The sequence below is a fragment of the Quyinboa sediminis genome, assembly GCF_042219855.1.
Taxonomy (GTDB): Bacteria; Bacteroidota; Bacteroidia; order Bacteroidales; family UBA5342; genus JBHJHP01.
On record NZ_JBHJHP010000003.1, the window covers coordinates 81,929 to 94,822 of the forward strand.

A 12,894-nucleotide genomic window follows, 5' to 3' on the forward strand; every position below is an offset into this window, starting at 1 on the left:
ATGTGTTGGTTAACCCATTAAAACAATATGGTAAATCAAATAATGAAAGTCTGTAATTCAGAAAGTCTGGATATTGTTTTAGCCGGTGGTGGTCCGGTATCCAGTTCAGTGAAATAGTGTGATTCCGGTTCTGTTGATACTTTCTGTAAGAATAAAGCTGTATTGAGATATAACTGGATCACATTTAAAGGCAAGGATGCCATTACATCGGGTCCTAAAAAATTATCGGTAACCTTGTAAGAGGAAACTTCATCTTTACAGGAGTTGCAACCTGTATCACAGCATTTGTCAGAATGATGGTTAACAGAAACATCAACCAAATGGTTATGGCAGTAGTGTTTGGATATAGTAATTCCTGTTGTGGCAACTATCATCATCAGACTGACTGCTATGTTCACTATTAATCGCATACCCTTAAAACGTGCTGCAAAGTTAAATGTTTATTTATTATCAGGAACTTAAATAATCTAAAAAATGCTATTAAATTTATAGGATTGGTATTTTTAAATTCTTAAGTTTCTCTAATGCAGACCTGTAGCCGAGATTGAAAAGTTTATCTGTATCCTTAATCTGCAGGATGTCGTATTTGTTCAGTTCACTTGGCTCAATGATAACATCACAGGCTTTTTTACTCTCCCTGGTATTGGATTCCACACTTAAATGAAATGTTCTGACAGCAACCTGAAACAGATTCTCCAGTTTTTGTTTACTGATATGTGGTTCAAGATTTACAGCAATAATCTTTTTACAGTCATCTTTAATCGGGGCTACCGGTAAGTTATCATATAAACCGCCATCGACATATACAGCACCATTCAGCTTAACCGGTTCAAAAATAACAGGTATACTTGACGAAGCCATAACCAGTTGATAGATTGATCCTGTATTATAGTATTCAACTTTGCCTTCTGTTATATTGGATACGGCTATCCAGAAATCGATCGGGAGGTCTTCAATATTTTCCTGTTTGATCTCTTTTTTTAGAAGTTCAGCCAGTCCGGTCAGTTTGAAAAGTCCTGTTTTTGGTACAATTATTTTCGAGAATTTCAAAAATCCCCACTCTTTTATCAGTTCGTAAACATGTTCCGGATCCAGACCTGCAGCTAAAAAGGATCCTGCTATGGATCCTGCACTGACCCCGGAAATAACATCGGGTTTTAATCCCAGTTCATACATGGCTTTGGCAACACCCAGATGGGCGATCCCCCTGGCTCCACCACCACCTAAAACAAGGCCTATTTTGTACTTCTCAAACATAGTTTAAAATGTTAAACGAATTCCTGCCTGCATATTTCTGGGATCACCAGGATAATAATACCGTGGTTCATTGCCATTAAACGATGGTGCATTCACCAGTATCATAGATGCATAACGGGTATCTAATATGTTGTTTACGTGTCCAAATATAGTAATTTTCAGACGTATTTGCTGGTAGAGCAAACAGGATATTTGGGCATTTATTACCGAAAATCCGGCAGCTTTTCCTGCGTTATCGTCGTTAAGATACTGGGGCCCTGAAATGAACCAGTTTGAGCTTAGGGTCAAACGTTGCTTGTACGAAATTTTAAGTTTATTATCAGAAGTAAATCCCGGAATCCCCGGTAATTTATTTCCAGAATAATCCACATTGTCATCAGCAAAACTGGTAAAGTAATGATTGGATAAGGATAAACTACCGGTATAACTTATACCAAAACCATCTTTCTGATCCACTATCTTCTGGTGTAGCAAGAGTTCGATACCCTGATGTTCCGTTTTACCTGCATTCACGGCATAAAACACATCCTCGGTTTCACGTTTGATCACTAAGAGATTATTCAGATACACTTTATACACGGTAAGCTCTGCATATGTTAAACCGCGAAATAAATTCATGCGCAGACCGGCTTCTATATTGTAGCCCTGTTCCGGTTTAAGATTTGGATTAACCGTTCCTTCAGGAAGCAATGTTTCTTCGAGAGATGGATGTGAAAATCCGTGCCCGGCAGAGAGATAGAATGAAATTTCTTCAGATGTGGTATATGTCAATCCTATTTTCGGAGATAAAATGGGTCTATACGTATAATTTCCACTGACATCCATGTTGTCCTGAACGTAATTGTCTGTCAGGCTGTAATTCAGAATATTCAGATTCAATCCGGCATCAGCTTTTAAACCGGATAAAATATCATACGAAGCATAGGAGAAGAAATTAATGTATTGCCTGACTTCGTTATTTGAATTTTTTAATCCGTTTTGTTCTCCTTCATTCGTAAAAAAGAGGTCGTAGCCATATTTTTCTCCATAATATTCTGTGCCAAGCAATGCTTTAAACTTATTATTTTCATAGATAAGACGTTCCCTGAATCCCCAGAATACAGACTTATCACTTAAAATATCAAACGGACGTGATTCATACTGATTAAAAGTGCCGCCATATGCACTGGCTTTGTTTGTCCAGTGCTTACGTATGTTCGTTGTTGCTGATATCCCGCCAAGAAGTTTATGGTACTTTTCGTAACCTTTTACTGCCTGCCAGTTTGAAGCCGCTGTTTCAGGATGGTTTTTGTAATCTTCATACGTAAGGGAACTTGGAATCTGTGCATTGAGTTTAGTGTAAATCATATGCAGCGAAAGATGGGTTTTGCCGCCGTGGAAATTTGAATTCAGAAAAATATTGTGTCGTCTGTACTTATTATTCTCTCTAAAACCGTCAGAGGTGAGGTTGCTGTAATTAACCATTGTATTAAAAGTACCTTTGGAATAGCCTGCTGTTGCACTGTGTCGAAAGGTGTTAAAGGACGCGGCTGATGATTGCAGGTTAAGGCCGTTGTATCTGTTATTCTCAGGCACAATCCGGATGACTCCTCCCAGACCGGAACCGTAGATTGCTGATGCGGGACCTTTCAGGATTTCTATTCTGCTCATACCACTCAGATCCAGATCTTCGATAACAGAAACACCATCACCGTTTGAAAGAGGGATATCACCAAAATATGTTTTGATCCGGTTTGTGGCATAAGGCGTTCTGGAACCGATGCCACGAATGGTGATCCTGCTGGTATTTAAAGTTCCCTGCTGAACATAAATTCCCGGCACCTGATTAAGCAGACTGACCGATGATAAATCCGACTGTTTTTCAATGGTACTAACCGGAATAATGAAGTTACTGCCGGAAGTTTGTTTAAGTGGATCGTTAAAAGGGGTGATGCTTATCCTTATTTCAGGCAGGAAAGCAGGTTCAGCAGATAACGATATAACCAGGTTAGAAGCATTATTCTGTATAGCTACAATCTTATCCTGATAACCAATAAGACTTATTTTCAGCGTATCAGAGGAATTACTTAACGCAAAATAACCGTCCCGGTTTGTGGCAGTATACCGGGAACCGGAACCGACTATTGCACCTTCCAGTGGTTGTTGTGTATCTTCATCAATGACCAGACCAGTAACCTGTGCAAAAGTCAGATAAGGGAAAAGTATAAATAATGCGAGTAATAACTTCATGTTCAGAGCGTCATACTTTAATGTTCTGAGGTCAAATGTGCTAGTAAAACAGAATGTGTTCAATATTGGTTCAGGCAGGAGTTTAATCTTTTCAATAAAAAGCCCTCCTGAACAGATCAGGAAGGCTGAATAACTAAGCTGTATTAATGAAGAGAATTGCTGTTAACTCTGTGTGTTATTATTCCTCGTCTCCAAAAACCTCTTTTCGATCAAGGTAGCCATCGGCAATCACAGTCATTCTGATATTGCCTTTATGTACCTGTATCATTGATGGTAACAGTAACGCCGGGACCATAGCCTCCCCATTGTTCATCGTCACAAACGAATTGGGAACCGGTTCATCTTTGGCCATCAGCATAGCGATATTAGCTGTGGAATGGGCCAGTGATTCAATGTATTTGTACACTGTCATCGTTTGCTTCCCTTCGGCAATCCGTTTGCAGGCATCAGCCTGAGCATCCTGTCCTGACAGGAGTACGTTTCTGCACAAATCATGCTCTTCCAACGCTCGTGATGCACCCTTTGCTATTTCATCGCTTGACGCTATAATGGCGTCCAGTTCTTTGCCCTGATTGAGATAGTTGTTAATAATTTCGTAAGCATTGTCCGCATTCCAGTCGGCCACAAATTTATCCAGAACTATCGTAATGTCACCCTTGGTAATCAGCGGCTGAAGAATATTCATCTGGCCCAGTTTGAGTAGCTGGGAATTGTTGTCTTTAGGCGATCCGCCGAGTATGGCATATTTCCCTGTCGGTTTGATCCGGGTTAAATAGTCCGCCTGTAGTTCACCAACCTTAATGTTGTCGAAGGAAACATAAAAGTCGAGATCACAGTTTTTGATAATTCTGTCGTAGGCAATGACCTTCAGGTCCGGATATTGCTGCTTGGCCTCATTAACAATTACACCACAGGTTTCACTGTTTACCGGTGCAATAATGAGCACATCAATATTACTTTTTAACAAGTCCTCAATTTGTTCTGCCTGCACAGTTTCATCATTTTGAGCTTCTTTTACCAATACTTTGGCACCTGCATAATCCAATCGTTCAGTCATCAGATCCAGGTCTTTTTGCCATCGTTCCTGGTTAGGTCCTAAACTAATGCCTATTACCACATCTTTTTTCTGGGTACATCCAGCAAGAAAGATAACAGACATACTGAAAATAATAATTTTGCGTAAAGTAGTTTTCATACTTAATCTGTTTTGTTACAATCCCGAGATGTTTATGTACTAAATTTATAAAAAACAAGTGACTAATATGAAATATGAAAAGTAGTTGTTGGACATGTTTTTAGGGTGTAAATCATACATTTAATCCATTACATTTAGGTTGTACGTAAGTTTATGAAATCTGAAATTGAACTGCCGTTATTCGGATTCCTATAGTTTAAAGATTTTTTTGGTATTTACGGAATATTGCTATAATTTTACAAACCAAACGGTCGGTTTATGCAGGACACGAAATCATATATATTAAAAACTTCCCTGGTGTTGTTTCTTCAAAAAAGTTTTAAAGAGGTCACCATGAATGAAATTGTTGGTAAGACAGGTTTATCCAAAGGTGCCTTTTATCATTACTTTAAAAGCAAGGAGGAGTTGTATAAAGAGATTGTATCCATGTTTTTCAGTTTGGGATCTGTTGATTATGCTTCATTTGATCAGGGTTCTCTTTACCATTTCTGTACAGATTACATAGAGCATACAGAAGCATCATTTAAACAGATATATGCATTAACGGGAATTGTTGAAAAAGATGATGTAAACCTGAATTTCATGATGATTATGTTTGAAGCCATTAAGAAATTTCCCGAATTCCTTAAAATGGAATATGCGCTTTATGAAAAGAGTAGTGCGGCATGGATTACTGTTATTGATAAGGCTAAAAAAAGTGGTGAAATCAAATCGGATACGCCATCAAAAATTATTGCAGATACCTTCCTTTATCTCACTGACGGGGTTTTTATAAGGTTCATTAACAGTGATAAATTTGATAGCTATTCCGAAGGATTAAAAGAAGCTTTTAATGCGGTTTATGAAAATTTAAAGGCGTAAAAAATTTTACAAAACAACCGACCGAACGTTCGGTATAAATATTATGAGATGAAAAGTATCATTCAAACCGGTTCACTTGCAAAACGTTATAAGGATGTGGTTGCTGTATCAGAATTGGATCTGGATATAAAAAAGGGTGAGATTTTCGGCTTTCTGGGTTTAAACGGGGCTGGAAAAACAACTACGATCCGAATGCTGCTGGGATTAATTAGTCCTTCTTCGGGAAGCGTTTATTTAAAAGGACAAAGAATGCATCCCGGGTATGCCGAAGGTTTAAGGTTAACCGGCAGTCTGGTGGAGATGCCGCATGCGTATCCGAATCTTTCGGTCAGAGAGAATCTGGAGATTATTAGAAGACTGCGGTTCATAAAAGACAGAAAGGCAGTAGATGCCATATTGAAATTACTGGAACTGGAAAAATATGCCAACCGGAAAGTAAAGAATCTTTCTTTAGGCAATGCGCAGCGTTTGGGACTGGCAAAGGCACTGATTCATCAACCGGAAATACTGATACTGGATGAACCGGTCAACGGACTGGATCCGGAAGGCATTCATGATATTCGGGAAATGCTGAAGACTCTGGCAGCGGATCGTGGTGTAACCATCTTTATTTCAAGTCATATCCTGGGCGAAATTTCTTTAATGGCTAAGCGGATAGGAATTATTCACGAAGCAAGGCTGATCAGTGAATTCAAAACAGCTGAATTGAACCGGTTGTGTGAAAAATATATGAAGGTTCAGACGGCGGATAATGCGCTTGCGGTAAACATTCTGAAAAAAAATGGCATTCAAAAGTGTAAGCTTGCTGATGGAAGTATAAAAATAGAAGATCAAGGTGCCCTGGAATCACCATCAGATATTGCAGTAATTCTGGTAAATGCAGGTTTGCCTCCATCTTTGTTAAAAGTAGAAGAGGAGAACCTGGAATCCTATTTCTTAAGAACCATTAATGCAAAAGGAGGTCAGCAATGAAACAGTTTAAAGCAGTTTTTATTACAGAATGGTTGAAACTCCGGCATGCCAATTTATTTTGGATCACCATCTGTTTCTTTATTTTCATTCCCTGTATGATGGGTTTTATGATGTACCTGAGTCAGCATCCTGAGATTATTGCCAAAATGGGAATTGTAGGTGCCAAGGCTAAATTCTTTGAGGATAATTCGTGGCAGGGGTATTTTGATATTTTAAACCAGTCCGTGGCGGCCATAGGCCTGATCGGTTTCGGTTTTGTGATTTCATGGGTGTTTGGCAGGGAGTTCACGGAAAAAACAATAACCGATGTCATGGTGATGCCGGTCAACAGGGCATTGGTTGTGATGTCGAAATTTCTGGTTGCCATGCTTTGGAATCTGTTACTGATTATCGTGTTCTTTGCGGCATCCATTTTAATCGGACAGTGGATGAATCTGCCAGGATGGTCGGCACAGCTATTTAATTCAGCACTTTTAAAATTTACATTTACCGCACTGTTGACCTTAATGGTCACAACACCGGTGGCATTTATTGCCGCTGCCGGAAGAGGCATCGTTTTACCAATCGCCTTTGTTATTCTGGTGCTCATTCTCTCACAATTTCTGGCAATGGCAGGTTTCGGGCCTTATTTCCCGTGGGCCATTCCGGGTGTCTTTACCGTGTCAGATCCGGAACAGGGACTGGCGCTGGTAAATACAAGCTATGTTATTTTGTTCTTAACCTTTGTGCTGGGAATTACCGGAACTGTTTTGTGGTGGCGTTATGCAGATCAGAAGTAATTTTATTTTACTAGCACGCATATTTATCAGTGCATTTTTACCCTGTTTGATAAATGTGATTGATTCATTACTTTTGGGTATGAGTGACGTAGTTGAAAGTTACGCCTAACATGGCTAAATCTGAATAGGAATGAAGAATTTTACTTATTTAATATTATTATTGATTATATTTTCTTATTGCAAGAAAAAGGAGTCCGGTACAATTGAAACAAAATACTCCATAAAAATTGAATATAATAGCTTGCCGGTTTTTGACACCCGTAAAATGGTAGATGATTCATTAACAATTGTATTCCGAGGATCTTTTATTGAAGATACGTTTTCATTAGATATTAATCAAAACTATTCTAAAGATCTTATTCTGACAACAGATGAAAGAACTGGTTGGTCAGGTGATATTAAGCCAATGAAATATAAGGATGTCAAAAGTATTGAAATACGTATAAATAATGGTAACCTTATTTATATTGAACCTCCTTCAAGACATTATAATATTCAATTACTTTATATTGATAGTACAGCTACAGTTAGTTTTCATAGAAGGCTTCCTGCATAAAGTTAATATTAATGAACCAAATAAATAATATGCAAAGTTATATTTATAGTCTACTTTATGTTATTGCAATTCTAGGTATGATATTTAGTATTATTTTAAGTGAACATTTTGAAGGATTGATTGATATTTTATTATACCTGTATTGTATCCCATTTGTATTACTAAACTTATATAAAAATGTGAAAAAAATTCATTTGAATTGGTTGGTCAGCATTTCCATTGTTAAGTTTAAGAAATATAAACTAGAGGTTTTAAATGTGGATAAGTTATTTGGAGGTATTTTTTTTGGAGTTTTTATGATCGTGTATTATTATAACAGTTTGGATATTTATCAGTTAATCTCTCTTCTTTTTTTATCACTGTTATTGGTTAGTACTTTTCAAATAAATAGATTAAATTAAACCGGGAGAATAAAAACCCTTAAGTCGATATTTATTATGACATCTATGAATAAAGTAATATTATTCATTACATGGCTTAGATTTTGAGTAAATTGAAGATCCGTCTAAACCTATAATCTACCTCATCCTGAACATAATCCATGACTATAGAGTTCTATATGCAATTCACCGTTGGTTTTGGAAGAATTAGACAAAAAATATTTACGCTGGGTGCAGATGGTACAGTGGGAAGCATTTTCGTTGTACTGGATGTCGAACCTGATCCTGTGGTTTCCCTGGAGTTTTAGTCCGCATTTGGGAATGATACTGATGCTCACATTAGGAACGTTCATCTGGGCGTGGGGCGGATTTCATGCAATTAAACGGTTTCCCGGAGAATCACTGTACAAAGCAGCACTGATTGTGGCCATCCTGTTTGTCTCCATATCGGTGTTTATGGATTACATTTTCTTTGATGTGATCCGCAATGCTGCTGAAGATCTGTATCAGCCCACTACGTATTATGGTTATGCGTTTGTTGCAGCCATCCCTTTCCTTGAAGTTCTGATGCTTAATAAACACTTACAAGTTAAAAAACTCGTCCTTAAAAAAGGATTAATACTTTATGGTGTGCCTGGCATCATAAGCATTATACTTTTGGCACTGATTATCCTTCTGGATATTAAGCTATGATCTTGATCGTAATAAAATTTTTAGAAAGGCACAGATAAATATCTGAGCCATTAAGGATTTGGTATAGCATCACACTAAATGGTAAAATAAAACCAAGTTGGCGCGGATATTTATCCGCGCAATTATTCTCAGAAGTTATTAACTTTGTTAATATAACTACCTAAATATGAGCCGAAAGTATAAATTCCATAATCCTGAAGGTATTTATTTTGTGAGTTTTGCTGTACAGAACTGGATATATGCACTTACACGAGTTGAGTATAAAAATATAATTGTTGAAAGTTTACGTTTTTGCCAAAGGCATAAGGGACTGAAAATTTATGCCTGGGTAATTATGACAAACCACGTTCACCTGGTAATCAGTTCTGAAGGACAATTAACCTTATCAGAAATCTTACGTGATTTTAAGCGACATACAAGTAAACATATTATAAAGGCTATTCAGGACAATCCGGAAGAAAACCGCAAAGAGTGGATGCTCAGGCAATTCTCAACTGAAAAAGGTTGGCGATTTTGGAGAGGAGACAATCAACCAATTGAATTATGGAGTAACTCCGTTATTGATCAAAAGATAAACTATGTACATATGAATCCTGTCAAAGCCGGATTGGCTTTCGTACCGGAAGATTATATGTATAGTAGTGCCGTTAATTATGCGGGAGAAAAAGGATTGTTGGATGTAGAAGTTGTGCTTTAGCTTTTCGCGGATAAATATCCGCGCTAGTTTTAAAATAGAAATCTATGTAGATAAAGGAGTTAATTATGACGTAGGCTGTAGCTAACACCGAACTATATGTAGAAGTTGTTTTTTAATTTAGTGCAGATGAATATCTGCACTAACAAAGGATATAAAGATTTGATCGTGGACTAAACAAAAAAGCGGCAATTGCCGCTTTTTTATTATACTGTTAAAACTTCTTTTTCTTTCTTTTCAACCAGGGCATCTACCTCTTTGGAAAATTTATCGGTCAGTTTTTGAACCTGGGCTTCAGAATCCTTTTCTATATCTTCAGATAGGCCGTCTTTAACCAGTTTCTTCAAATGATCGTTGGCATCACGTCTGGCATTTCGAATGCTGATCTTAGCTTCTTCACCAGCATGCTTAACCTGTTTGACAAGATTATGACGTCTTTCTTCAGTCAAAGGTGGAATATTGATCCGGATCATTTCACCGTTGTTATCGGGATTGAATCCCAGATTAGCCACCATAATGGCTTTTTCAATGTCGTTAATTAAACTTTTCTCCCAGGGTTGAATAGCTATGGTTTTGGCGTCGGGAGTGGAAATGTTGGAAACCTGACTCAGCGGAGTCATCACACCATAGTACTCTACCATAACTGAATCCACCAGTCTGGTATCAGCTTTTCCGGCACGGATATGCACCAGTTCCTGATCAAGATGAGTTACGGCGTTTTGCATGCTTTCTTCAGCTTCCGCAATTATTAATTCTACATCGTCGTTCATGGCGATAAATTTTTTGTTTAAACAAAAATAATAAAAATTCAGAATATTCAGGGATGGACATAGGTCCCTATATTTTCTCCGGTAATTACCTTGTACAGGTTTCCGGGGGTGTCCATATTAAAAACTACGATCGGCAGATTGTTCTCCTTGCACATGGTTGTTGCAGTGAGATCCATCACTTTCAGGCCTTTATTATATATCTCATCATAAGATATGGCATCAAACTTCACCGCATCCGGATCTTTTTCAGGATCAGCGGTATAAATCCCGTCAACACGGGTTCCTTTGAGCATGACATCGGCTTCAATTTCAATTCCCCTCAGCGATGATCCTGTATCGGTAGTAAAATACGGATTACCTGTACCAGCAGAATAGATGGAAACATAACCGTTATTCAGGTATTCTATGGCTTTATCTTTAGAATAAAACTCCCCGACAGGTTCCATACGGATAGCAGTCAAAACTTTTGATGGAACGCCCATGGCCTGCAGCGCGGAATTCAGTGCCAGACTGTTGATCACCGTTGCCAGCATACCCATCTGATCACCTTTAACACGATCAAAGCCTTTGGCTGATCCGCTCAATCCACGAAAGATATTTCCCCCACCAATTACAATACCAACCTGAACCCCCAGATCGTGTATTTCCTTAATCTGCTTTGCATAGCTGTTCAAATGATCCGGATCAATACCATACTTCTGATCGCCCATCAAGGATTCCCCGCTCAGTTTCAGCAGGACCCGCTTATATTTACTGCTCATTGTCTGTTAACATTAGGTTTTTGCGGCACTAAAATACGAATAAATGACGGCTTTTGAAATATGACCAGGAATGAGTGTATAAAATACATGTTTTCTAACACCTCTTGAAAACGTTTACATCGTTGACTTTATCGGATGTTCTTCTTAAATTTGGATGACTTTCTAAGGTAATTTTTTCATAGGTTAAGGTTTAGGTTTATTAAGAGAGGATAATACCCGTTATCCTCTCTTGACTTTTTAAGGCCTTTGTTTAAAAGACTTTTAGCGTTATACTTATGTTGGTGAAACCACTTGAAAAATCCTCTAATTTAGTTTCATTATTCGTAAGGTTCGTATTACATTTGCAGCAATTCATTTTAATTAGATAAAAAATTCTTTAATTGAAATGATACACCTCTAATAATCGCAAATAACAAAAATTAAATACAGATGAAGACTATCAAATTTGTTTCACCGGAAGAAGCCGTAAAGGTTATTAAATCCGGAGACCGTGTTCATTTAAGCAGTGTGGCTGTTACACCTCATACGCTTATAAAACCAATGGTTGCGCGAGGAAGGAATGGCGAAATCTATGATGTTAAAATCCAGCATATTCATGTAGAAGGAGAGTTGGAATACGCCAATCCTGAATTTGAAGGAATATTCCTGGCCGAGCAGTTTTTTGTGGGTGGTAACCTAAGAAAACAGACTCAGGCAGGATATGCCGATTATATCCCTGTTTTCCTGAGTGAAACACAGAAACTTATTCGCGATGGTTATCTGAAGGTAAATGTTGCCATGGTGATGGTTTCTCCTCCTGATAAGCACGGATTTGTATCTCTTGGAACTTCTGTGGATGCCACCAAGGCAGCCATTGAGTGTGCTGATACTGTCATAGCGGCTGTAAACCCGAATGTGCCACGAGCATGGGGTGATGCACAGGTTCATGTTAATGATATCGACATTTTTGTAGAAGATGACATTCCGTTGTATACACACGATATGGGCGTTTTGTCTGACATTGATACGCAAATTGGTAAAAATGTAGCAGAGCTGGTTGAGGATGGTGCCTGTCTGCAAATGGGCATTGGAGGAATTCCAAATGCAGTGCTGGCTCAGTTAGGTAATCATAAAGATCTTGGTATTCACACCGAAATGTTTGCTGACGGTGTATTGCCACTTGTAGAAAAGGGTGTGATCACTGGTAAACATAAATCCATTGACCGGGGTAAAATGGTGGCGTCCTTTCTGATGGGGACACAGGAATTGTATGATTTTATCGATGATAACCCGATGGTGGCCATGATGGATGTTGCGCATACCAACGGCGTACATGTTATCCGTAAGCTGGACAAGGTAACAGCTATCAACTCTGCACTGGCGATCGATCTGACCGGTCAGGTTTGCGCCGACTCCATCGGAACAAAACACTATTCCGGTGTTGGTGGACAGATCGACTTTATTCGTGGTGCAGGTCATTCAAAGGGTGGTAAACCAATTATTGCCTTACCTTCGATAACTGCCAAAGGCGTCTCAAAAATATCGCCCATCCTGTTGCCGGGTTCCGGCGTGGTCAGTACACGTGCCAACATGCACTGGATTGTAACCGAATACGGCGCTGTTAACCTTTACGGTAAAACCATGCAGGAGCGGGCTAAACTGATTATATCCATCGCACATCCGGAGCACAGGGAGTCGCTTGACCGTGCTGCTTTTGAGCGCTTTGGGCCGCACTACCATTTTGTAAGCAAGAAATAGCAAAAGACCC

At 38.7% G+C, this 12,894-nt stretch carries 13 protein-coding genes; 7 read left to right on the forward strand and 6 right to left on the reverse strand.

Annotation, left to right across the window (positions count from 1 at the left end):
• Positions 1-35: 35 nt before the first annotated feature.
• The 4 genes from ACE1EF_RS08380 to ACE1EF_RS08395 all read right to left on the reverse strand — a co-directional run bounded on the left by ACE1EF_RS08380 (position 36) and on the right by ACE1EF_RS08395 (position 4,681).
• On the reverse strand, positions 36-410 hold the full coding sequence (locus ACE1EF_RS08380) for an HYC_CC_PP family protein (RefSeq protein WP_375720195.1): 375 nt from the start codon (positions 408-410) through the stop codon (positions 36-38).
• 76 nt (positions 411-486) lie between these two features.
• Positions 487-1,257: a patatin-like phospholipase family protein gene (locus ACE1EF_RS08385; RefSeq protein ID WP_375720196.1), complete on the reverse strand. Its 771-nt coding sequence runs from the start codon at positions 1,255-1,257 to the stop codon at positions 487-489.
• 3 nt (positions 1,258-1,260) lie between these two features.
• Entirely contained in the window at positions 1,261-3,486 is a 2,226-nt protein-coding gene (locus tag ACE1EF_RS08390) for a TonB-dependent receptor (protein ID WP_375720197.1), read from the reverse strand.
• A gap of 178 nt (positions 3,487-3,664) precedes the next feature.
• Positions 3,665-4,681 (reverse strand): sugar ABC transporter substrate-binding protein, encoded by a 1,017-nt coding sequence (locus ACE1EF_RS08395; protein ID WP_375720198.1) that lies wholly within the window; start codon positions 4,679-4,681, stop codon positions 3,665-3,667.
• Between the two features lie 258 nt (positions 4,682-4,939).
• On the opposite strand from ACE1EF_RS08395, the gene ACE1EF_RS08400 reads away from it, so the two are divergent.
• From ACE1EF_RS08400 to ACE1EF_RS08425, 6 genes are all read left to right on the forward strand, one after another.
• Entirely contained in the window at positions 4,940-5,542 is a 603-nt protein-coding gene (locus ACE1EF_RS08400) for a TetR/AcrR family transcriptional regulator (RefSeq protein ID WP_375720199.1), read from the forward strand.
• Positions 5,543-5,590: 48 nt separating this feature from the next.
• Positions 5,591-6,514: an ABC transporter ATP-binding protein gene (locus ACE1EF_RS08405; RefSeq protein ID WP_375720200.1), complete on the forward strand. Its 924-nt coding sequence runs from the start codon at positions 5,591-5,593 to the stop codon at positions 6,512-6,514.
• Entirely contained in the window at positions 6,511-7,293 is a 783-nt protein-coding gene (locus ACE1EF_RS08410; RefSeq protein ID WP_375720201.1) for an ABC transporter permease, read from the forward strand. The genes ACE1EF_RS08405 and ACE1EF_RS08410 overlap by 4 nt, the downstream gene beginning before the upstream one ends.
• 130 nt (positions 7,294-7,423) lie before the next feature.
• The gene (locus ACE1EF_RS08415; RefSeq protein WP_375720202.1) at positions 7,424-7,849 is read left to right on the forward strand and encodes a hypothetical protein; all 426 of its coding nucleotides are present in this window, start codon (positions 7,424-7,426) and stop codon (positions 7,847-7,849) included.
• Positions 7,850-8,427: 578 nt separating this feature from the next.
• Positions 8,428-8,922 (forward strand): hypothetical protein, encoded by a 495-nt coding sequence (locus tag ACE1EF_RS08420; RefSeq protein ID WP_375720203.1) that lies wholly within the window; start codon positions 8,428-8,430, stop codon positions 8,920-8,922.
• Between the two features lie 166 nt (positions 8,923-9,088).
• A complete protein-coding gene (locus tag ACE1EF_RS08425) occupies positions 9,089-9,619 on the forward strand; it encodes an REP-associated tyrosine transposase (protein ID WP_375720204.1) in 531 nt (176 codons plus the stop codon).
• 203 nt (positions 9,620-9,822) lie between these two features.
• On the opposite strand, the gene frr is transcribed toward ACE1EF_RS08425, so the two are convergent.
• Positions 9,823-10,386 (reverse strand): ribosome recycling factor, encoded by a 564-nt coding sequence (gene frr / locus ACE1EF_RS08430; protein WP_375720205.1) that lies wholly within the window; start codon positions 10,384-10,386, stop codon positions 9,823-9,825.
• A 47-nt stretch (positions 10,387-10,433) separates the two neighbouring features.
• Complete coding sequence (gene pyrH, locus ACE1EF_RS08435; RefSeq protein ID WP_375720206.1) at positions 10,434-11,147, reverse strand: UMP kinase; 714 nt, start codon at positions 11,145-11,147, stop codon at positions 10,434-10,436.
• A gap of 429 nt (positions 11,148-11,576) precedes the next feature.
• On the opposite strand from pyrH, the gene ACE1EF_RS08440 reads away from it, so the two are divergent.
• Positions 11,577-12,884 (forward strand): acetyl-CoA hydrolase/transferase family protein, encoded by a 1,308-nt coding sequence (locus tag ACE1EF_RS08440; RefSeq protein WP_375720207.1) that lies wholly within the window; start codon positions 11,577-11,579, stop codon positions 12,882-12,884.
• Positions 12,885-12,894 lie beyond the last annotated feature (10 nt).